20 protein-coding genes are annotated in these 20,416 nt (G+C 63.6%); 15 read left to right on the top strand and 5 right to left on the bottom strand.

Annotated elements, in window-relative coordinates; all coding sequences use genetic code 11:
* The first annotated feature begins 105 nt into the window (after nucleotides 1–105).
* From LQ249_RS14170 to LQ249_RS14235, 14 genes are all read left to right on the top strand, one after another.
* The gene (locus tag LQ249_RS14170; protein ID WP_017847304.1) at nucleotides 106–921 is read left to right on the top strand and encodes an alpha/beta fold hydrolase; all 816 of its coding nucleotides are present in this window, start codon (nucleotides 106–108) and stop codon (nucleotides 919–921) included.
* A gap of 6 nt (nucleotides 922–927) precedes the next feature.
* Nucleotides 928–1,224: an extradiol ring-cleavage dioxygenase gene (locus LQ249_RS14175; RefSeq protein WP_032804499.1), complete on the top strand. Its 297-nt coding sequence runs from the start codon at nucleotides 928–930 to the stop codon at nucleotides 1,222–1,224.
* A 4-nt stretch (nucleotides 1,225–1,228) separates the two neighbouring features.
* A complete protein-coding gene (locus LQ249_RS14180) occupies nucleotides 1,229–2,104 on the top strand; it encodes a protocatechuate 4,5-dioxygenase subunit beta (protein ID WP_017847306.1) in 876 nt (291 codons plus the stop codon).
* The gene (locus LQ249_RS14185) at nucleotides 2,076–2,429 is read left to right on the top strand and encodes a non-heme iron oxygenase ferredoxin subunit (protein ID WP_017847307.1); all 354 of its coding nucleotides are present in this window, start codon (nucleotides 2,076–2,078) and stop codon (nucleotides 2,427–2,429) included. The genes LQ249_RS14180 and LQ249_RS14185 overlap by 29 nt, the downstream gene beginning before the upstream one ends.
* A gap of 39 nt (nucleotides 2,430–2,468) precedes the next feature.
* Nucleotides 2,469–3,818, top strand: coding sequence for an SRPBCC family protein (locus tag LQ249_RS14190; RefSeq protein WP_057005521.1), 1,350 nt, complete (start codon nucleotides 2,469–2,471; stop codon nucleotides 3,816–3,818).
* Nucleotides 3,819–3,828: 10 nt separating this feature from the next.
* Nucleotides 3,829–4,359 (top strand): 3-phenylpropionate/cinnamic acid dioxygenase subunit beta, encoded by a 531-nt coding sequence (locus LQ249_RS14195; protein ID WP_017847309.1) that lies wholly within the window; start codon nucleotides 3,829–3,831, stop codon nucleotides 4,357–4,359.
* Between the two features lie 10 nt (nucleotides 4,360–4,369).
* On the top strand, nucleotides 4,370–5,182 hold the full coding sequence (gene hcaB, locus LQ249_RS14200; protein WP_046383256.1) for a 3-(cis-5,6-dihydroxycyclohexa-1,3-dien-1-yl)propanoate dehydrogenase: 813 nt from the start codon (nucleotides 4,370–4,372) through the stop codon (nucleotides 5,180–5,182).
* A 42-nt stretch (nucleotides 5,183–5,224) separates the two neighbouring features.
* Entirely contained in the window at nucleotides 5,225–6,196 is a 972-nt protein-coding gene (locus tag LQ249_RS14205) for an NAD(P)H-dependent flavin oxidoreductase (RefSeq protein ID WP_126589493.1), read from the top strand.
* Between the two features lie 29 nt (nucleotides 6,197–6,225).
* On the top strand, nucleotides 6,226–7,008 hold the full coding sequence (locus tag LQ249_RS14210; RefSeq protein WP_232566562.1) for a 2-keto-4-pentenoate hydratase: 783 nt from the start codon (nucleotides 6,226–6,228) through the stop codon (nucleotides 7,006–7,008).
* A 108-nt stretch (nucleotides 7,009–7,116) separates the two neighbouring features.
* The gene (locus LQ249_RS14215; RefSeq protein WP_232566563.1) at nucleotides 7,117–8,976 is read left to right on the top strand and encodes a feruloyl-CoA synthase; all 1,860 of its coding nucleotides are present in this window, start codon (nucleotides 7,117–7,119) and stop codon (nucleotides 8,974–8,976) included.
* Nucleotides 8,973–9,914 (top strand): acetaldehyde dehydrogenase (acetylating), encoded by a 942-nt coding sequence (locus LQ249_RS14220; protein ID WP_046383260.1) that lies wholly within the window; start codon nucleotides 8,973–8,975, stop codon nucleotides 9,912–9,914. Before LQ249_RS14215 ends, LQ249_RS14220 begins: the two co-directional genes overlap by 4 nt.
* Before the next feature lie 10 nt (nucleotides 9,915–9,924).
* Nucleotides 9,925–10,950 (top strand): 4-hydroxy-2-oxovalerate aldolase, encoded by a 1,026-nt coding sequence (gene dmpG, locus LQ249_RS14225; RefSeq protein WP_232566564.1) that lies wholly within the window; start codon nucleotides 9,925–9,927, stop codon nucleotides 10,948–10,950.
* Nucleotides 10,951–10,960: 10 nt separating this feature from the next.
* Nucleotides 10,961–11,965: a CDP-6-deoxy-delta-3,4-glucoseen reductase gene (locus tag LQ249_RS14230; RefSeq protein ID WP_232566565.1), complete on the top strand. Its 1,005-nt coding sequence runs from the start codon at nucleotides 10,961–10,963 to the stop codon at nucleotides 11,963–11,965.
* A 114-nt stretch (nucleotides 11,966–12,079) separates the two neighbouring features.
* A complete protein-coding gene (locus LQ249_RS14235) occupies nucleotides 12,080–13,714 on the top strand; it encodes a methyl-accepting chemotaxis protein (RefSeq protein WP_126589435.1) in 1,635 nt (544 codons plus the stop codon).
* A 212-nt stretch (nucleotides 13,715–13,926) separates the two neighbouring features.
* On the opposite strand, the gene LQ249_RS14240 is transcribed toward LQ249_RS14235, so the two are convergent.
* The 5 genes from LQ249_RS14240 to LQ249_RS14260 all read right to left on the bottom strand — a co-directional run bounded on the left by LQ249_RS14240 (nucleotide 13,927) and on the right by LQ249_RS14260 (nucleotide 18,749).
* Nucleotides 13,927–14,451 carry a DUF2867 domain-containing protein gene (locus tag LQ249_RS14240; RefSeq protein WP_057004031.1) on the bottom strand — a complete coding sequence of 175 codons (525 nt, stop codon included), beginning with the start codon at nucleotides 14,449–14,451 and terminating at the stop codon, nucleotides 13,927–13,929.
* A gap of 350 nt (nucleotides 14,452–14,801) precedes the next feature.
* Nucleotides 14,802–15,677 (bottom strand): ABC transporter permease subunit, encoded by an 876-nt coding sequence (locus LQ249_RS14245; protein WP_046383265.1) that lies wholly within the window; start codon nucleotides 15,675–15,677, stop codon nucleotides 14,802–14,804.
* A complete protein-coding gene (locus LQ249_RS14250) occupies nucleotides 15,674–16,555 on the bottom strand; it encodes an ABC transporter permease subunit (RefSeq protein ID WP_162231507.1) in 882 nt (293 codons plus the stop codon). The genes LQ249_RS14245 and LQ249_RS14250 overlap by 4 nt, the downstream gene beginning before the upstream one ends.
* A gap of 44 nt (nucleotides 16,556–16,599) precedes the next feature.
* On the bottom strand, nucleotides 16,600–17,742 hold the full coding sequence (locus LQ249_RS14255) for an ABC transporter ATP-binding protein (RefSeq protein ID WP_046383267.1): 1,143 nt from the start codon (nucleotides 17,740–17,742) through the stop codon (nucleotides 16,600–16,602).
* Between the two features lie 245 nt (nucleotides 17,743–17,987).
* A complete protein-coding gene (locus LQ249_RS14260; protein ID WP_057004033.1) occupies nucleotides 17,988–18,749 on the bottom strand; it encodes a gamma-glutamyl-gamma-aminobutyrate hydrolase family protein in 762 nt (253 codons plus the stop codon).
* 265 nt (nucleotides 18,750–19,014) lie between these two features.
* Here LQ249_RS14260 and LQ249_RS14265 point away from each other — a divergent pair, with 265 nt between their 5' ends.
* Nucleotides 19,015–20,391, top strand: a complete 1,377-nt coding sequence (locus LQ249_RS14265; RefSeq protein WP_017845581.1) for a glutamine synthetase family protein — start codon at nucleotides 19,015–19,017, stop codon at nucleotides 20,389–20,391.
* Nucleotides 20,392–20,416 lie beyond the last annotated feature (25 nt).

Below are 20,416 nucleotides of genomic sequence, written 5' to 3' on the forward strand. Positions count from 1 at the left end.
TAGATTATTTGCACAAAGCCACGTTTTTTTAATTGACGCAGGTCAAATCGGTAAATAGCATACAGATACACATCTGTATGTTAAGAATAAGAACCGGAGGCCGACATGAGCGCAAATCCCAAGACTCTGCTTGCAGCAGGGCACCAGACTCACTACCACGAAGCCGGTCAGGGCGAGGCCTTGTTCCTGTTGCATGGTTCGGGCCCCGGTGTATCGGGCTGGGCCAACTGGGCCAATACCGTGCCGGTGTTCGCTGATCGCTGGCGCGTGGTCGTGCCGGACATCGCCGGCTTCGGCTTCACCGAGTTCAAGGACGACGCCAAGTACGACATCAAGCTGTGGGTCAACCATCTGCTCGGCATCATGGATGCCCTGGACATCGAAAAAGCCTCGTTCGTCGGCAATTCGTTTGGCGGCGCGCTGGCCATCGGCCTGGCGGTGTTCGCACCGGAGCGCGTCAACAAGCTGGTGTTGCTCGGCACCCCGGCCGGTGAGTTCGTGCAGACCCCAGGCTTGCGCGGCGCCTGGGAATACGAGCCATCGCTGGACAACATGCGCGAGCTGATGAAGCTGTTCCCCTATGACGTATCGCTGATTACCGAGGCGATGGTGCAGGCACGTTACGAAGCCAGTGCGCGCCCTGGTGCCCAGCAGGCGCTACGCAAACTGATCCCGCAGCCGGCCGCCGACGGTCCGACCCTGGTCAAGGGTTTTCCTGCGGCCGCGTTGGCCAAGATCGTCGCGCCGACGCTGGTGGTACACGGCCGTGAAGACCGCGTGGTGCCGCCCGAGTGCGGGCTGCTGATCGCCAACAGCATTCCCGATGCCGACCTGCACCTGTTCGGGCGCTGTGGGCACTGGGTGCAGAGCGAGCAGCCGCGCCGCTTTGCCGCGCTGGTCCGCGATTTCCTCAGCGAGTAGGCCGGTATGAGCAGAAACGTTATGGAGCGTGCGCTCTGGCAGCTGTGCGTCGAGCGTGTCGCCAAAGAGCGCTTTCGGCAGGACGCGGTCGGGTTCCTCGGGCGTTTTGCCCTGGAGGAGGCCGAGGTCCGCATGATCGTGGAGTTCGATGTTGCCGGGCTGCAGGCGGCCGGGGTCAACCCGATGCTGACCATGGGCTTCTGGCAGGAGCTTGCCCCTGACCGCAACATGAGCCTCTACAAACAGCGCCTGGGCGCTACCGACGAACACAGCGCGGGATTTTCCGCCGCGCTCAAGGGGTGAACCGATGGGCAAGATAGTAGGCGGCTTCTGGATGCCGCATGACCCGGTAATGTTCGTGGCACCCGACGCGCCGCCGTTGGCGCAACGTGAGGCGGTATGGGCTGCATACGAAGCCTGCGCCGAACGCCTGGCGGCCTTGCAGCCGACCTCGGTGATCATCGTCGGTTGCGACCATTACATTCTGTTCGGCACCCATTGCCTGCCGCGCTATGTGATCGGCACCGGCGATGTGGATGGCCCCATCGATCGCCTGCCGGGCCTGGAACGTGGCGCGGTGCGCAACCATCAAGCGTTGGCCACGCACATTGTCGAGCACGGCGATGGGCAGGGCGTGGACTGGACCGTGGCGCGCAGTTTTACCGTCGACCATTCCTTTTCCATTCCGCACCAACTGGTGGTCAAGCCGGCCGAGGCCTTGCTCGGGCGTGAGTTGCCGAGCATCCCGGTGTACCTGGCGTGCGGCGTTGACCCGTACATCTCGCTCCAGCGGTCGGCCGACCTCGGCCGGCAGCTGCGGGCGGCCGTCGAAGCGTTCGATGCCGACGAGCGTGTGGTGATTATCGGCAGTGGCGGGATCAGTCACTGGGTCGGCACCGCCGAGATGGGCCGGGTGGCTGAAGACTTCGATCGCGAGATTCTCGCCCTCGGCGTCAATGGCGACTTGCAAGCGCTGTGCGCCTACAGCGACGAAGAGATCCTGCGTCGGGCCGGCAACGGCGCGATGGAAATCCGTAACTTCGCCTGCGCCCTGGCCGCCATCGAGCGCCCGCAGGGCGAAGTGATTGCCTATGAAGCCGTACCCGCCTGGGTCACCGGGCTGGGCTTTGTGCAACTGAGTGTGAGGGCCGAGCATGAGCCGTGTATTACTTTGCCAACGTGATGAGCTGGCGCCAGGGGAGCTGAAGAAGGTTGCCCACCGCGAGGGCGACGCCATCTGCGTCTACAACCTGGGGGGCACGTTCTACGCCACCACCGACATGTGTACCCACGCCACCGCTTCGCTGGCCGAGGGCGACCTGGAAGACGACCTGATTACCTGCCCGGTCCACTGGGGCCAGTTCCATGTACCCAGCGGCAAGGCGGTGACGTTTCCCTGCGAGCGCCACTTGCGCACCTACAAGGTCATCGTCACCGACCGCGAGGTGTTCGCCGACATCGCCCTGGAGGCTGACGAGGCGCTGGCCGCCGCCAACAGCCCGGTGTGACCGGGCCGCTGTCCAACCGTATTCCTGTGAGTCTGAACCATGGATAACAACAAACACATACCGCTCAGAACCATTGAAAGCACACCCGCCCTGGGCAACCTCGACCGTATCTGCGACATGGAGGAAGGGCGCCTGTCCGGCAAGGTCTTCTGGGACCCGGCGATCTACGAGCAGGAGCTGGAGAAAATCTTCGCGCGCTGCTGGCTGTTCGTCGCGCACGAGTCCCAGCTGCCCAAGTCCGGCGACTACCTGACCACCTCGATGGGTGAAGACGAAGTGCTGGTGGTGCGCCAGAAGGACGCCTCGATCAAGGTCTTCCTCAATGCCTGCCCGCACCGTGGCAACAAGGTGTGCTTTGCCGAGGCCGGCAACGCCCGCGGCTTTATCTGCAACTACCATGGCTGGTCGTTCGGTGCCGATGGCGGCCGGCTGATGGGCATGCACGAGTCCAAATGCTACGAAGAAAGCCAGTTCGACAAGTCCAGGCACGGCCTGCGCGAGGCGCGTGTCGCCAGCTATAAAGGCCTGGTTTTCGCCACGTTTGCCAGCGATGCGCCGACCCTGGAGGAATACCTCGGGCCGATGACCTGGTACATGGACGTGATGCTCGACATGGATGAAGGCGGCAGCGAGTTTCTCGGTGGTTGCATCCGCTCCACCATTGAGTGCAACTGGAAGATCGCCGCCGAGAACTTCGTCGGTGACATCCTGCACGGCGGCTGGACCCACGATTCGGCGGCCAAGGCCATGCTCGGCGGGCCGGTGGCGAATGTCGGCGAGTTGCCCGAGTCGTACTCGGTGAACTGGAATGGCCACGGCTATGAGTTCGCCACCGACGTGGTCGGCAACGCCGCGACCCTGGGCGAGAAAGACATCAACAAATACCTGCACGTGCTGCGTCCCAAGGTGGCGGACCGCCTCGGCGAATTCCGCTCGCGGCTGATCGGGGCGATTTCCTCGTTCACCGTGTTCCCCAACTTTTCCTTTCTGCCGGGGCAAAACACCGTTCGCATCTGGCAGCCGCGCGGCCCGCACAAGATCGAGCTGTTCACCTGGGTGATCGTCAACAAAAACGCCCCGCAGGAGATCAAGGACAAGTGGCGGCGCGGCGCGATGATGACGTTCTCGCCCACCGGGGTGTTCGAGATGGACGACGGCGAGAACTGGGAGTACTGCACCAAGAGCAGCCGTGGCGTGGTCACGCGTTATCAGGACCTGTACGTCGGCCTGGGCATGCATACCCGTCTCGAAAACAGCGAGTTGCCCGGCAATGTGTTCAAGGGCCAGCTCAACGAATGTAATGCGCGGGCGTTCTATCAGCGCTGGAAGGACCTGCTGCAGGCTCCGACCTGGGCCGATGTTCCGGACCGCAACGGCACGCTGCGCTGAGGGGGGCCAGATGACACACGAACAACAGGACAGCCTCGTTTCAGTCGAGGAAACCCGCCGCGTCGAACAGTTCCTGCTGCGCGAAGCGCGCCTGCTCGACGGCGAATGCTGGGACGCGTGGCTGCACGGTCTCAGTGAAGCCATCCACTACTGGATGCCGGGCATCGAGAACCGGCGCCGCGAGGACAAATCCGGGCCCTATCGCCTGGAACACATGGCCTTCTTCGATGACGGCATGCGCGAACTCAAGCGCCGCGTGGCACGCTTCAAGCAGCCGTCGGCCTGGGCCGAGAACCCGCCGACGCGCAACGTTCACCTGATCAGCAATATCGAAGTGTATGCCGGCCCGGCGCCGGGCGAATACCTGGCCTACTCGTGCTTTATCAACGTGCGCAGCCGCGGCCTGGACGAGCATCACCAGATCGCCGGCCGGCGCGAGGATGTACTGCGCCTGGAGGCCGACGGCCTCAAGTTGCTCAAGCGCAAGATCCTGATCCCTAACGCGATGTTGCTGTGCAAGAACATCAACACCTTCCTCTGAGGGCTGGCATATGGCTTGGTTAAAAGGGCAGGTGGCATTGGTCACCGGCGGTACCGGCGGGATTGGCAGCGCCATCGTCCGTCGTTACGTGGCCGAGGGCGCGCGCGTCGCGGTCATGGGCCGCGATGCGGCGCAACTGGCCGCGTTGGCTGACACGCTTGGCGACGCGGTCATCACGATTGAGGGGGATGTGTCGCGGTATCAGGACAATCAGCGTGCGGTGGCGGCGACCCTTGAGGCGTTTGGCAGGCTTGACACCTTCGTTGGCAACGCTGCCGTGTTCGATTATTTCACGCGCCTGGACCGTATTGCCCCGGAAGAGTTCGAGGGCGCCTTCCAGAAACTCTTCGCCACCAACGTGCAGGGTTATCTGCTGGGCGCGCAAGCCTCGATCGAGGCACTGCGCGAAACCCGGGGCAGCATGATCTTTACCCTCTCCAACAGTGCCTTTTATGCCGGCGGCGGTGGCATTCTCTACGTCACCGCCAAGCATGCGTTGGTGGGCATGATTCGCCAGCTGGCTTATGAGCTGGCGCCGGAGATCCGCGTCAACGGCGTGGCTCCGGGGGCGACCAACACGCCGATGAAAAGCCTGGAAGGCTTGAACAGCCGCAGTGTGCCGCTGAACCAGATCCCGGGCTTCGAAGCCGGTGCGGCGCAGGCGGTGCCGTTGCAACGGATTGCCGAGCCCGAAGACCACACCGGGCACTACGTGCTGTTGGCCTCGCGGGAAAATTCCGGCCTGACCACGGCGAACATCATCCACAGCGATGGCGGCTGGGAGATCCGCAGTGCCGGTGCAGCCAAGCCGCGCAAGGCCTGAGCCAGGCCGACGCCTTGATAACTAGAATAAGAGAGATGCGTGATGACAAGAACAAGCCTGAGTGCACCGCAACAGCAACTCCTGAACCTGTTTGCCGGGCTCAACCTCCCGGTCCTCGCGGCGCCGATGTTCCTGGTGTCGGGGCCGGGCCTGGTGGCCGCCTGCTGCCAGGCCGGCATCGTCGGCAGCCTTCCGGCGCCCAATGCGCGAACGGTCGAACAATTGCAGGAATGGCTGGAGCAGATCAGCCGCGAGCGTGAGCTGGCGCAGCAACGCGGCGAGCAGTGGGCGCCATGGATGCTCAACATGATCGTACACAGCACCTACGACCGCTTCGACGCCGAGCTTGAGTTGGTGCGCCGTTATCAGCCGCCCATCGTGTCCACAGCCCTGGGTAGCCCCAAGCGCGTCCTTGAAACCGTACACGCTTATGGCGGCGTGGTGATCGCCGACGTGATCAGCCCGGCACTGGCGCGCAAGGCGGTGGCCGCTGGCGTCGATGGCCTGGTCCTGGTGTGCAACGGGGCGGGCGGGCATACCGGCAGCTACAACCCGTTCGCCTTCGTCGCCGAAGTGCGCCAGTTCTGGGACGGCCCTCTGGGCTTGGCCGGGGCGATTTCCAACGGCCGCGACATCCATGCGGCGCAGGTATTGGGCTGCGATTTCTCGCTGGTCGGAACCCGCCTGATTGCCGCCCATGAAAGCCTGGTGGAAGCCGCCTACCGCGACATGCTGGTGGCCTGCTCGCTGGATGACGTGACCACCACCAAGGCGGTCAGCGGCGTGCTTGCCAACTGGATGCGGCCGTCGCTGGAAAAGGCCGGTATCGACCCCAGCGCCGAAAACCGCGCCAGCATCGACTTTTCCGGTGACATCTCCACTGCCAACAAGGCCTGGAAACATGTGTGGTCGGCCGGCCAGGGCGTAGGCCAGATCACCGGCACCTACAGCGTGGCGCAACTGGTGGACGAGTTGCACCAGGGTTATCGCGAAAGCCGCGCACGTCAGTTGTGAGCCATCCAGAACCGTTCAGGAGCAACCCCATGCACCACGAAAACCTTCAGGCCGCCGCCGCTGCGCTGGCCCTGGCGCGGTCAAGCCGCAGCCCTTGCCCACGCATTTCCGAGCGTTTCGACATCCAGTCGTTGCACGACGCCTACGCCGTGCAAGAGATCAACACCCAGGCCGCCCTGGCTACCGGTCGGCGCCTGAGCGGGCGCAAGATCGGCCTGACGTCCCTGGCGGTACAGCAGCAGTTGGGCGTCGATCAGCCCGATTTCGGCATGCTGTTCGCCGACATGGAATACCGCGATGGCGAGACCATCGACAGCACCCGGCTGATCCAGCCCAAGGTCGAGGGCGAAATTGCCTTCGTCCTGGGGCGCGATCTCCCTCACCCCGATACGACCCTGGGCGAATTGCTGCGTGCCGTCGATCATGTGCTGCCGGCCCTGGAAATCGTCGACTCGGCGATCGAGGACTGGAAGATCACCCTGGTCGATACTGTGGCCGACAACGCCTCATCGGGCCTCTACGTGCTGGGCAAGACCCCCGTCAGCCTGCGCGGCCTGGACCTGGCGCTCGAAGGCATGCTGCTGGAGAAGAACGCGGCCCAGGCGGCCATCGGCGTGGGGGCCGCGTGCATGGGCAACCCACTCGACGCTGCGCTGTGGCTGGCGCGCACCATGGCCCTGACCGGGCGCCCGTTGCAGGCGGGCGACGTGCTGTTGTCGGGCGCGCTCGGGCCTATGGTGCCGGTGGTGGCGGGCGACAGCCTGCGCTTGCGCCTCACCCGCCTGGGTGAAGTGAGCTGTCGTTTCGGCTGAGGCCGGCAGGCAACAACCCTGCTACCGGGCTGACGACCCGGTGGCGATTACAACAATAAAACGAGTGAGCAGCGGGCTGATGGCCTGCCGTATTCACGAGGGCGTGCAATGTACGATTTTTTCAATGATCCGACCCAATTGGCCCCTGCCAAGGTGCTGTATGAGGCACGAGCCGACGGCAGCTTCGTGCTGAGTTCCCCCGAACCCCTGCAGCCCTATGCGCGCTGTATCGGGCAGTGGCTCGAACACTGGGCCGTGCAGACACCGCAGCGTGCCTACCTGGCCGAGCGGCGCGGCGCCGGCTGGTTCAGCCTGAACTATGCCCAAGTGCGCCAGCGCGTGGGGGCATTGGCCCAGGGCTTGCTTGAGCTGGACTTGCCGGCCGGGCGCCCGCTGCTGATGCTCTCGGAAAACGATCTGGACCAGGCGCTGTTGACCTTGGCGGCGCTGCACGTGGGCATCCCGGTGTCGACGATTTCCGTGGCGTACTCGCGCAACACCGGCAGCGGGTGCAGCAAACTCAAGGCGATTGTCGAAGTGCTCAAGCCGGCGCTGATTTTCGTCAACGACGGCGATGCCTATTGCCGTGCCATCGAGTTGGTCAACCCGGATTGCCCGGTGGTGGCGGCGCGCAACGCCCAGGAAATTCGCGGGGCGCTGGCCTTGCCGCTGTTGTACAAGGCCGAAAGCCCAGCGGTGATGCAAGCGTTTGCACGGCTCGACGGCGACACCCCGGCGCGCTACCTGATGACCTCCGGTTCGACCGGTGCGCCCAAGGCGGTGGTCAATACCCACGGCATGCTCTGCGCCAACCAGCAGGCGATTGCCCAGTGCTGGCGCTTTCTTGAGCACGAAGAACTGGTGGTGCTCGACTGGCTGCCCTGGAGCCATGTGTTCGGCGCCAACCACAACTTCAACCTGGTACTGCGCAACGGCGGTACCTTGTACATCGATGACGGCCTGCCGTTACCGGGGCAAATCGACCGCACCGTGGAAAACCTCAAGTCGGTGCGACCCACCCTGTACTTCAACGTGCCGCGCGGCTACGAGGTCTTGCTGCCGTACCTCGAGCGCGACGAGGTACTGGCGCGCGCCTTGTTCGGGCGCCTGCGCATGCTGTTCTACGCCGCTGCCGCGCTGCCCCAGAGCAGTTGGGGCCGGCTGGCGGCGTGTGCCACCAAGGTCCGCGACACCCCGCTGTTCTTTGCCACCGAGTGGGGCTCGACCGAGACGTCGCCGGTGGTCACCAACGTGCATTTCGCCGCCGACAAGGCCGGCATCATCGGCCTGCCGGTGCCGGGCACGCAGCTCAAGTTCGTGCCCTGCGGCGACAAGCTGGAGATGCGCGTGCGCGGGCCGTCGGTGTTCCCGCGCTACCTGAAGGACCCGGTCAGCAGCCTGGCCGCGTTCGATGAGGAGGGCTTCTACCGCATTGGCGACGCGGGGCGCTTGGTCGACCCGCAGCGGCCGGAGTTGGGGGTGCAGTTCGACGGTCGGGTGACTGAAGACTTCAAACTCAGCAGCGGCACCTGGGTATCGGTGGGCACCCTGCGTCCGCGCCTGGTCAGTGCCTTGGCGCCTTACGTCTGCGATTGCGTGATCTGTGGGCATGATCGCGACGTGATCGGTGCGCTGATCTACCCGAGCCCGGCCCTGCGCGATCTGCTCGGTGCTGCCGGACAACAGATGAGCGGCGCGCAACTGGCGATGCAGTCCGAGGTGCGCCTGGCCTTGTGTTCGGGGCTGCTGGCGCTGGCCAAGGAATTCCCGGCGTCGTCCCAGCATGCCATGCGCCTGGTGATTCTCGACTCGCCGCCCAGCCTCAACGACGGCGAAATCACCGACAAAGGCTACATCAACCAGCGCATGGCGCTGAGCCTGCGCGCCGAGGCCGTGACGCGGCTGTACGCCGACAGCCTCGAGCCCAGCGTGATCCTCCTCGCTGAAGTCTACGGAGAAGCCGTATGAACCCTGCAAAACTCAAAGTCGCCATCATCGGTTCCGGCAACATCGGCACCGACCTGATGATCAAGATCCTGCGCAACGCCAAACACCTGGAAATGGCGGTCATGGTCGGCATCGACCCGGCCTCCGACGGCCTCGCCCGCGCCCAGCGCATGGGCGTGGCCACCACCCATGAAGGCGTCGAAGGCCTGACCCGCATGGACGTGTTCCAGCACATCGACTTCGTCTTCGATGCCACCTCGGCCGGCGCGCATGTGCAGAACGATGCGTTCCTGCGCGCGATCAAGCCCGGCATCCGCCTGATCGACCTGACGCCAGCAGCCATCGGCCCGTACTGCGTGCCGGTGGTCAACCTGGAGCAGAACCTCGATCAGCTCAACGTCAACATGGTCACCTGCGGCGGCCAGGCGACCATTCCGATGGTCGCCGCGGTGTCGCGCGTGGCCAAGGTGCATTACGCCGAGATCGTCGCCTCGATCGCGAGTAAATCCGCCGGGCCCGGCACCCGCGCCAACATCGACGAATTCACCGAAACCACGTCCAAGGCCATCGAAGTGATCGGCGGCGCGGCCAAGGGCAAGGCGATCATCGTGATGAACCCGGCCGAGCCGCCGTTGATCATGCGCGACACGGTGTTCGTGCTGTCCGAAGCGGCGGATCAGGCGCTGGTCGAAGCCTCTATCGTCGAAATGGCGGCGGCCGTGCAGGCTTATGTGCCGGGCTATCGCCTCAAGCAAAACGTGCAGTTCGACGTGATCCCGACAGACGCGCCGCTGAACATCCCTGGCCTGGGCAAATTCTCCGGCCTGAAAACCTCGGTGTTCCTCGAAGTCGAAGGCGCCGCCCATTACCTGCCGGCCTACGCCGGCAACCTCGACATCATGACCTCCGCAGCCTTGGCTACCGCCGAGCGCATGGCGCAGTCGATGCAACAGGCCTGAGGAGAGCGACATGAACGGTAAGAAAATCTACATCTCCGACGTGACCCTGCGCGACGGCAGCCATGCGGTGCGTCATCAGTATTCGCTGCAGAACGTGCAGGACATCGCCCGTGCCCTGGACAAGGCCAAGGTCGACTCGATCGAAGTCGCCCACGGCGACGGCCTGCAAGGCTCAAGCTTCAACTACGGCTTCGCCGCGCACACCGACCTGGAATGGATCGAAGCCGCCGCCGATGTGATCAGCCACGCCAAGATCACCACGCTGTTGCTGCCCGGCATCGGCACCGTGCATGACCTCAAGGCGGCCTACAACGCCGGTGCCCGCGTGGTACGGATCGCCACCCATTGCACCGAGGCCGACGTCTCCAGACAGCACATCGAATACGCCCGCGAACTGGGCATGGACACCGTCGGCTTCCTGATGATGAGCCACATGATCCCGGCCGAGCAGCTCGCCGCCCAGGCCAAGCTGATGGAAAGCTACGGCGCCACCTGCGTGTACATGGCCGACTCCGGCGGCGCGATGAACATGCAGGACATCCGTGATCGCTTCCGTGCGTTCAAGGCCGTGCTCAAGCCGGAAACCGAAACCGGCATGCATGCCCACCACAACCTCTCGCTCGGCGTGGCCAACTCGATCACCGCGGTCGAGGAAGGCTGCGACCGCATCGACGCCAGCCTCGCCGGCATGGGCGCCGGGGCCGGCAACGCGCCGCTGGAAGTGTTCATCACCGCCGCCGAACGCCTGGGCTGGAACCACGGCACCGACCTCTACACCTTGATGGACGCAGCGGACGACATCGTGCGGCCGTTGCAGGATCGGCCGGTGCGGGTCGACCGCGAATCCCTGGCGCTGGGGTATGCCGGGGTCTATTCGAGCTTCCTGCGCCATGCCGAAATCGCTGCGGCCAAGTACGGTTTGAAGACCGTGGACATCCTCGTCGAGCTGGGCAAACGCCGCATGGTCGGCGGCCAGGAAGACATGATCGTCGACGTCGCGCTGGACCTGTTGGCCGCTGGCAAGCACACACACTGAGGAGGCGCGCATGAGCTATCAACTGCAGATTCTTCCGGTCGGCCTGAGTTGTCCGCTACTGCCTGAACAAACCGTGCTGGACGCGGCGCTGGCTGACGGCCTGATGCTCAAGCACAGCTGCCGCACCGGCACGTGCGGCAGTTGCAAGGGCCAGGTGCTCAGCGGTGAAGTGGAGCACGGCGACAGCCCGCTGGAGGTGCTCAGCGCGGCCGAGCGGGCGCAGGGGTTGGCGCTGTTTTGCTGCGCCACGGCGCGCTCCGACCTGGTGATCGAGGCGCCGGAAGTGACGGCGTTGCGCGGTATCGGCATCCAGCAGATGGGCGTGCGTGTGGCCAGCCTCGACAAGGTCAGCAGTGACGTTGCAGTGCTGCGGCTGACACTCGCCCCGGGCGCCGGGTTTACTTATTTTCCGGGCCAGTACGTGCAGGTGTTGCTCAAGGATGGCAGCCGGCGCAGCTATTCGATGGCCACCCACACCCCACGGGACAACCAGTTGGAGCTGCACATCCGGCACATGCCCGGCGGGGTGTTCAGCGGGCATGTGTTCAACGCCTTGCAACCCAAGGCCATCCTGCGCATGGAAGGCCCGTTCGGCTCGTTCTACCTGCGCGACAGCGAGCGGCCGATGATCTTCCTGGCCAGCGGCACCGGTTTTGCGCCGATCCAGGCCTTGCTCGAACAGCTGCGCGAACAGGGGCACAACCGGCGTCCGGTTTACCTGTACTGGGGCGGCCGGCGCCGTGAGGATCTCTATCGGCATGAACAGTTGCTGGCCTGGGAGGCCCAGTTGCCCTGGCTGCGCTACACCCCGGTGCTGTCCGATCCCATCCCGGCCTGTGATTGGCAGGGCGCGACGGGCTTCGTCCACCGCCAGGTGCTGAGCGACTTCCAGAGCCTCAAGGGGTTTGAAGTGTATGCCTGTGGCGCGCCGATCGTGGTTGATTCAGCGCGGCGCGACTACGTCGAGTTGCGGCAACTGGAGGCGGCCGACTTCTATGCCGACGCCTTCGTCTAGAGCCTGACCGTGCGCGTTTTTAGCGTGCGTGCCCCCAGGCCAGGTGAATCAGGCGGCTCCCCGAGGCCGCCGGTTTGCTTGCCTGCCCAAGAACAAGAATCCTGAGAGGCTTGCGTGCTGAATCTTAGAAAATGGCGCATCACCACGCGTATTGGCGCGTTGGTGGTTGGCCTGGGCGTGTTGATCATTTGCCTGGCCATCTGGCTGGGTCTGTTGCTGCAGCGCTCGTTGCTCGAAGAAAAAATGGCGGGCGTCGACACCGCGCTGAACACCGCCAATTCGATCCTTGCGTACTACGCCGGGCAAGTGGAAAGCGGCCACATGAGCCTGGCGTTGGCCCAGCACCAGGCCGCCGAGGTGGTCGGAACCCTGCGCTACCTGGGCGATAACTATTTGCTGATCCTCGACCTGGACTATCGGATGATCATGCACCCGACGGCGCCGGCGTTGGTGGGCAAGGCGCTGGGCGACTTCAAGGACCAGAACGGCAAGCCGTTTTCCCGCCAGTTCGTGGAGGGCGCGCGCGAGCAGGGGCGGGTGTTGGTGGATTACTACTTTCCCCGTGCCAATGGCGCGCCGGCCGAATACAAACTGTCTGAGGCGCGCCTGTTCAAGCCCTGGGGCTGGGTGGTGGCGAGCGGCATCTACCCCAGCGATGTGCAACGGGTCGTCAACCGCGTGTTGGTGGCGCCGGCATGGATCAGCGCCGTGGTGCTGCTCGGGTTGATGCTGTTTGCCTGGATGATCATCCGCAGCATTACCCGGCCGCTGCGTGAGACGGTCGAGGTGCTGGGGGCAGCGGTCAGCGGGCAAACCGACCTGACGATACGGCTGCCCGCCGTTGGCAATGACGAACTCACGCAACTGTCACGCAGTGTCAACTGCTTGATCCACGCCGCCCACGAAGTCAGTCGAGGCACGGCAGTGGCCAGCGGGCAGGTGTTGCGCCTGAGTGACGACCTCGGTGAGGTCACAGCGGCTACCCAGACCAGCCTCGATCACCAACTGTTGGAAACCGACAGCCTGGTCACCGCCATGAATGAAATGGTCGCCACCGTGCAGGATGTCGCACGCAACGCCGCCGTGGCGGCAGATGCCACGCGGCTGGCCGAAGGGCAGGCCAGCGACGGGCAGCACATCGTTCAGTCGACCATCGACGCTATCCAGCAATTGGTCGAGGCGCTGTTCGGCACCCATGCACTGGTCAAGCAACTGGAGGCTGACTCCAGCCGAGTCGGCAGTGTGCTGGATGTGATCAGCGCGATTGCCGAGCAGACCAACCTGCTGGCGCTCAATGCGGCAATCGAAGCCGCGCGGGCGGGCGAGTATGGGCGGGGGTTTGCGGTGGTCGCCGATGAGGTGCGGACCTTGGCTCAGCGCACGCAGGCCTCCACGGTGGAGATCAAGCAGATCATCGAGCAGGTGCAGTCAGGTGCCCGTGGGGCGCTGGAGCGCATCGTCGCAAACGTCGAAACGGCACGTGTGCCGGTCGAGATCTCGGCGCGGGCGGGCGACGCCTTGAAGCGGATCACCCAGTCGGCCGCGACCGTCAGCGACATGACCTTGCAGATCGCCAGTGCGGCCGAGCAGCAGGCGGTGACGGCGGATGAAATCAGCCGCACCCTGGCGCGCATCCATACGCTGGTGACGGTCAGCGGCGCGTCCAGCGTCAGCACGCGTGATTCCAGCGACGCGTTGCGGCAGTTGGCACGGGTGCTGGAAGGGCAGGTCGAGCAGCTCAGGCTCTGAAGGCGGCTGGTTGCTGCGGATCGCGCATGACCGCGTTTGTCTAAGCCCGCTTGTGCCTGTTGACGAGGTTCGTCAGGCGTTGCGGGGGGCTCCATGGTCAAAGTCGAGTTGGGTCGGCGTACATGCATGACGGCAGTATCGCCACTCTCGAAGAGGGATTTCCCGGCTGGACCGATCTCCCTCGTTGAGGCTGCCCCGCGCCGAACGCCACGCTAGCGCTGATTGAGCATGGCCAGCATGCGTGGCGCGATAAAGCGATGGAACGGCGCCACCGGCAGCATATACAGGCGGCCCAGCCAGTTGTGCGGCCGGACCACGGTGGAGAGCACCACCCGGCGCGCCCCTTGCGCGTCGAGTGGCATAAGGTTGATGGCCAGGTACACATCCAGGTGCCGATCCTGGTCGACCAGCAGCACTTCGTCGGGGGTTTGCGACACCAGCGTGAAAATCCCCACTCGGTCGCCGGGCCGATAGTCGGCGTCCGCACGCTCAAGGTCGATGCGTGTCAGCCTGCCGAGGTCTTTGAGGCCAAACACCTGCACCAGTCGATTGCGCAGCGCCATCAATCGGTCGATCCAGACCGGTGTCCGGGCCATCAGCCGCAGCCCATGCCGCAACGCGCTGCGCTCGCGGTCATCGGCGAAGGTGCTCTGACAATCGATGAAACTGGCACCCGTGGCATGGCGGGCAATACTTGAGTCGAGCGGGAGAGCGCAGTGGCTGACGCTGGCGTTCATAAGGGGTGTCCGAAGGCCATGTAGGGTGGGTAGGGCGTTGTCATTTTGGGTTCCACGAGGTGCCGGGTTCGCACGAGCGCAGGATCAAGTGGGCCAGAAAGTGCAGGGCATCCTCAAGCTTTTTAATTGCTCAGTGCCGCGCACCAATGAAAAACCCAGGGGGCCAGGCGCTTTGTCGGCCCACTGAACGCAAAAAAGGCGCCCGAAGGCGCCAAGGGGTTCACCCTGACCGAGGGAGCCGGGTAAAGCCGTTCACAGCAATGGTCGCGGTGGTAAGGCGCGACGGGAACGGAAGCGGGGCGCGCCGAGTGAAGGTGCGCAGGGGTTCATTTGGGGTGACACACGACGGCCTAGGCCGTCGCGGGCGTGCGTTGCGGCTGCCAGGTTTCGCTGGCGGTCTGGTCCATGGCTTCCTGGATCGCCCGCTTGCGGTTGGCTTCGGCCTTGCGGCTGAAATACCAGACCATGAACGTCATCAGCGACACCGCCATCAGGATCAGGCTGGCCACGGCGTTGATCTCCGGCTTGACCCCCAGGCGCACGGCAGAGAACACCTCCATCGGCAGGGTGGTGGAGCCAGGCCCGGAGACGAAACTGGCGAGCACCAAGTCATCCAGGGACAAGGCGAACGACATCATGCCGCCCGCTGCCAACGACGGCGCGATCATCGGGATGGTGATCAGGAAAAACACCTTGAGTGGCCGCGCGCCGAGGTCCATGGCGGCTTCTTCGATGGACAGGTCCAGCTCGCGCAGGCGTGCCGAGACGACCACCGCGACATACGCGGCGCAGAACGTGGTGTGGGCGATCCAGATCGTCACCAGGCCGCGTTCCATGGGCCAGCCGATCATCTGCGCCATCGCCACGAACAGCAGCAGCAGCGACAGCCCGGTGATCACTTCCGGCATCACCAGGGGCGCGGTCACCAGGCCACCGAACAGGGTCCGGCCCTTGAAGCGGGTGACCCGGGTCAGCACGAACGCGGCCAGGGTGCCCAGGGCCACGGCGGCGACGGCGGTGTAGCAGGCAATCTCCAGGGAGCGGGCCACCGAACCCATCAGTTGGGTGTTGTCCAACAGCCCCAGGTACCACTTGAGCGACCAGCCGCCCCAGACCGTCACCAGCTTGGAGGCGTTGAACGAATAGATCACCAGAATCAGCATCGGCAGGTAGATGAACAACAAGCCGAGTACCAGCATCAGGGTCGAAAAACTGAAACGCTTCATGCCCGTGCCTCCATTTCTTTGGCCTGGCTGCGGTTGAACAGCACGATGGGAATAATCAGGATCGCCAGCATCACCACCGCCAGGGCGGAGGCCACCGGCCAGTCGCGGTTGTTGAAGAACTCCTGCCACAGCACGCGGCCGATCATCAGGGTCTCCGGGCCGCCCAGCAGTTCCGGGATCACGAACTCGCCGACCACCGGAATGAACACCAGCATGCAGCCGGCGACGATGCCGTTCTTGGCCAGCGGCACGGTGATTTTCCAGAAGTTGTTGAAGTTGCTCGAACCCAGGTCCGAGGCGGCTTCCAGCAGGCTCTGGTCGTGCTTGACCAGGTTGGCGTAGAGCGGCAGCACCATGAACGGCAGGTAGGCGTAGACCACGCCGATGTAGACCGCCGTGTTGGTGTTGAGGATTTCAATCGGGCTCGATATCAGGCCGCACCCCATCAGGAACGCATTGAGCAGGCCGTTATTGCTGAGGATGCCCATCCAGGCATAGACGCGGATCAGGATCGCGGTCCAGGTCGGCATCATGATCAGCAGCAGTAATACGTTTTGCATTTCCTTGCGGGTCTTGGAAATCCCATAGGCCATGGGAAAACCGATCAGCAGGCACATCAGCGTGCTGAGCAGGGCGATCTTCAGCGAGCCCAGGTAGGCCGAGATGTACAACTCGTCGGCACCCAGCAGGCTGTAGTTACCCAGGTTCAGCAGCACCTGGAGTTTCTGGTCGACGAAGCCGTAGATCTGCGAATACGGCGGAATCGAGACGGTCGCTTCGGAGAAGCTGATCTTCATCACCAGGAAAAACGGCAGCATGAAAAACAGGAACAGCCAGAGGAAGGGAATGCCGATCACCAGCTTGCGACCGCTGGGCAGCACACGGATCAACGCTTGATGGAAAGTGCTCATGGTCGATGTACTCATGCCCGCAGTACCACGCCGCTGTCGTCTTCCCACCACACGTACACAGTGTCGCCCCAGGACGGTCGGGAGCCACGGCGTTCGGCGTTGGCCATGAACGACTGGACGATCTTGCCGCTGGGCAGCTCGACGTAAAACACCGAGTGCCCGCCGAGGTAGGCGATGTCGTGGACCTTGCCGCTGGACCAGTTGTGCGCGCAGGTCGGCATTTGGGTGGTGACCAACAGCTTTTCCGGGCGGATGGCGTAGGTCACCGACTTGTCTTCCACCGAGGTGGCGATACCGTAGCCGACGTAGATGTTGCGGTCCAGGTCCGCGCACTTGAGCACCGCGTGGCCTTCGGCGTCGTCGACCACCTGGGTGTCGAAGATGTTGACGTTGCCGACGAACTCGCAGACCAGGCGGCTCACCGGCGCTTCGTAAACGTCCACCGGGCTGCCGATCTGGGCGATCCAGCCCAAGTGCATGATGGCGATGCGCTGGGCCATGGTCATGGCTTCTTCCTGGTCGTGGGTCACCATCACGCAGGTCACGCCGACGCGTTCGATGATCTCCACCAGTTCCAGTTGCATCTGCGAGCGCAGCTTTTTATCCAGGGCGCCCATGGGTTCGTCGAGCAGCAGCAATTTCGGGCGTTTGGCCAGGGAGCGGGCGAGGGCCACACGCTGGCGCTGGCCGCCGGAGAGCTGGTGGGGTTTGCGCCGGGCGTATTGGGTCATGTGGACCAGCTTGAGCATTTCCTCGACCCGCGCCTCGATCTCGCCGGCTGGAAGGCGGTCCTGCTTGAGGCCGAAGGCGATGTTCTGGGCCACGGTCATGTGCGGGAACAGGGCATAGGACTGGAACATCATGTTGATCGGCCGCTCATAGGGCGGCATCTCGGTGATGTCCACGCCATCCAGCAGGATGCGGCCTTCGGTGGGCCGTTCGAAACCGGCGAGCATGCGCAGCAGGGTGGATTTGCCCGAACCCGAACCGCCGAGCAGGGCGAAGATCTCGCCCTGGTGGATCTCCAGGGACACATCGTCCACGGCCACGGTTTCGTCGAACTTCTTGGTCACGCGGTCGATCTTCACCAGCACCTTTTGCGGTTGCTGATGACCTTCCAGTGCCTTGCGATAAATGCTGGAGGCGTTTGCCATGTGAAACTCCCAACAGGTCGTCGGGCCAACGCGGCCCGACGTAATAAGGTTGATTGCAAACCTGCACCCTCAGTGCAATGCAGGTTTATTCGGCACCGCCGTCCTGGCTGCCTGGCCTTGCTTGTTGTTGTTCGGGTATTGCCGTTCACGCCGCACGGCAGGCGCACACAGGTGCGCGCGCCGCGTGGGCAGGGCGTGTCAATCGGTAAAACGAGTGCTGGCGGCCCGGTGCGCGCCGCCTGGTGTCAAAGGCGCTGACGCTGCGCGGCACGTTGCCGGCAGGCATCGCCAAAGGCCTGGAAAATACTCAGGTAGGCCGGGTTCGACAGGACCTGCCATTCCGGGTGCCACTGCACGCCAAAGGCAAACGCCTGGCTGTGCTCCACGGAAACGGCTTCGATCAGGCCATCCGGGGCCAGGGCCTCGACCCGCAGGCCGTCACCCAGGCGGTCGATGCCCTGACTGTGGATCGAGTTGACCTGGATCTCGCCGGCCAGGCCCATGGCCTCGAACATGCCGCCGGGCTGGATCGCCACCGGGTGTGCCGGGGCGTACTGGACGTCGAGGCGCGGGTCGTCGGCTTCACGGTGGTCCATAAAGCCCGGCAGTTCATGCACCTTCTGGTGCAGGCTGCCGCCAAAGGCCACGTTCATTTCCTGGAAGCCGCGGCAGATGCCGAGGACTGGCACGCCGGCCGCCACCGCAGCCCGCAACAGGGGCAGGGTGGTGGCGTCGCGTTGCGGGTCATGGGCGGTGCCCGGCGCGCTGGGAGCGCCTTGATAGTGGAAGGGTTCGACATTGGACGGCGAGCCGGTGAACAGCAGGCCGTCGACGTAGTGCAGCAGGTCCTTGATCTCGCAGAGGTCCGCCAGGGAAGGAATGATCACCGGCAGCCCGAGGGCCGCGACGCTGACAGCACGCAAATACTTGTCGCCGCTGACATGGTAGGGGTGCAAGCCAATCTCTTTGACGCACGCTGTAACACCGATCAATGGCTTGAGTGCCATTTTTATCACCTCGAAATTCACGCTGGAACGAGTTTTTCCAGAGCTTATCTCCGTTGATTTTAATTAACAACTTCAATGTAAAAAATTCTAAACGCTTGCGAGTGTGTTTGTGTTGATTGGTTGGGTTGGCGCCCAATTTTGGTGCTATAGCTACCAATATAATTAACGTGTGGTGCCCGTTCTCGCTATTGACTTCACTTTGGCTTTCGGATTGACTGCTGCCACGAAACAGCTTTGAACATAATAATTAACACATAGGTGCATCATGTCGGTCCCACTGCGTACCGTTCAGCTCAACGAAGCCAACGCCTTTCTGAAAAAACACCCGGAGGTCCTGTACGTCGATCTGCTGATTGCAGACATGAATGGCGTGGTGCGCGGCAAGCGTATCGAACGCACCGCCTTGCATAAGGTGTATGAAAAAGGCATCAACCTCCCCGCGTCGTTGTTTGCCCTGGACATCAATGGCTCCACTGTGGAAAGCACTGGCCTGGGCCTGGATATCGGCGACTCCGACCGCATCTGCTACCCGATCCCCGACACCCTGAGCATCGAGCCCTGGCAGAAGCGCCCCACCGCGCAGCTGTTGATGACCATGCATGAACTCGAGGGCCAGCCGTTCTTCGCCGACCCACGGGAAGTGCTGCGCCAGGTGGTGAGCAAGTTCGACGAATTGGGCCTGACCATTTGCGCCGCGTTCGAGCTGGAGTTCTACCTGATCGACCAGGACAACGTGAACGGCCGTCCGCAAGCGCCGCGCTCGCCAATCTCCGGCAAGCGCCCGCATTCGACCCAGGTCTACCTGATCGATGACCTCGACGAATACGTCGATTGCCTGCAGGACATCCTCGAAGGCGCGAAAGAGCAGGGCATCCCTGCCGACGCCATCGTCAAGGAAAGCGCCCCGGCGCAGTTCGAGGTCAACCTGCACCACGTCAGCGACCCGATCAAAGCCTGCGACTACGCGGTACTGCTCAAGCGCCTGGTGAAAAACATCGCCTACGACCACGAGATGGACACCACCTTTATGGCCAAGCCCTACCCGGGCCAGGCCGGTAATGGCTTGCATGTACACATCTCGATCCTCGACAAGCAGGGCAACAACATCTTCGCCAGCGAAGACCCCGAGACCAACGACGCCCTGCGTCACGCCATCGGCGGCGTGCTGGAAACCCTGCCGGCGCAGATGGCGTTTCTCTGCCCGAACGTCAACTCCTACCGCCGCTTCGGTGCGCAGTTCTATGTGCCGAACTCGCCGAGCTGGGGCATCGACAACCGCACCGTTGCCGTGCGCGTGCCGACCGGCGCGGCGGATGCCGTGCGTATCGAGCACCGGGTGGCCGGCGCCGACGCCAACCCTTATCTGCTGATGGCCTCGGTATTGGCCGGTATCCACCACGGCTTGACCAACAAGATCGAGCCGGGGGCGCCGGTCGAAGGCAACTCCTACGAGCAGAACGAGCAGAGCCTGCCCAACAACCTGCGCGACGCCCTGCGCGAGCTGGACGACAGCGAGGTCATGGCCCGGTACATCGACCCGCTGTACATCGACGTGTTTGTCGCGTGCAAGGAAAGCGAACTGGCCGAGTTCGAAAACTCGATCTCCGACCTTGAGTACAACTGGTACCTGCACACGGTCTGACGGCCCTCCCACTTTTTGCGTTGAG

The sequence above is a fragment of the Pseudomonas sp. 7-41 genome (assembly GCF_021233075.1).
Lineage (GTDB): Bacteria > Pseudomonadota > Gammaproteobacteria > Pseudomonadales > Pseudomonadaceae > Aquipseudomonas > Aquipseudomonas veronii.